Genomic DNA, 736 nt, shown 5'->3' with positions numbered 1-736 from the left:
ACGCGCGGGCGCAGGTCGACGTGCTCGACCGCCTCGACGCGGCCGCTGAACTCGTCCCACTGACTAATCTGCTTCTGCAGCGCGGGCGCCACGCCCACGCTCGGCGGCGGCGGCGCGCCCTGTTCGTTGGCCTTGCCGCCGCAGGCGGCGAGCGTGGCGACCAGCAGCGCCACCGCCAGCGGGCGCAAGGCGACCGGCAGCAGGCGCGACGGCATCGGAATCGGATTCATGGAGAGACCTCGTGGGTGGAGAAGGAAAACGGCAAGGGGGTGAGCAAGGCGCTGCGCGGCTGGGTGAAGTGGCGGCGGTCGATCTCGACCAGGGCGCGGTCCGGCCGCTGTGGATCGGCGAGCAGGTGGACCACGGCGCGGCCGACGCCGAGGGTGGTGAACCACTCCGGGCAGTCGCCGATGGCGTCGTCGCTGCGGCACACCGGCTCGGACAGCGACAGCAGATGCACGTGCACGCCCAGCGGCTTGGCTTCCTCGTGCAGCACCTGGGCGAGCATGCGGATCGCGGAGGCGGCGACCGAACTGTCGCCGTGCCCGGACCAGGCACGCAGCGCGCAGGGACTGCCCAGCAGCACGTAGCGGGCGCCGCGCTCGTGCTGCGCCAGCAGCGGCAGCAGATGCCGGGCGGCAGCCAGGTGCGGCAGCAGATCCGCATCCAGGCGCCGGCGCAGCGCCCCCAGCGGTCGCTCCAGCAGGCGCCCGGGGCGCAGCGGGCTGCCCAGGGC

1 protein-coding gene and 1 pseudogene are annotated in these 736 nt (G+C 74.0%); both read right to left on the bottom strand.

Annotation, left to right across the window (positions count from 1 at the left end; genetic code table 11):
• Positions 1-230 (bottom strand): annotated as a pseudogene (locus D180_RS14250) (efflux transporter periplasmic adaptor subunit); the annotation flags it as partial.
• On the bottom strand, positions 227-736 hold a 510-nt coding region (locus tag D180_RS14245; RefSeq protein WP_017913331.1), incomplete at its 5' end, for a hypothetical protein. The pseudogene D180_RS14250 and the gene D180_RS14245, both read right to left, overlap by 4 nt.

Origin of the sequence: Xanthomonas sp. SHU 166 (assembly GCF_000364685.1) — a bacterium.
Lineage (GTDB): Bacteria > Pseudomonadota > Gammaproteobacteria > Xanthomonadales > Xanthomonadaceae > Xanthomonas_A > Xanthomonas_A sontii.
This window is presented reverse-complemented; position numbering and strand designations above follow the sequence as displayed.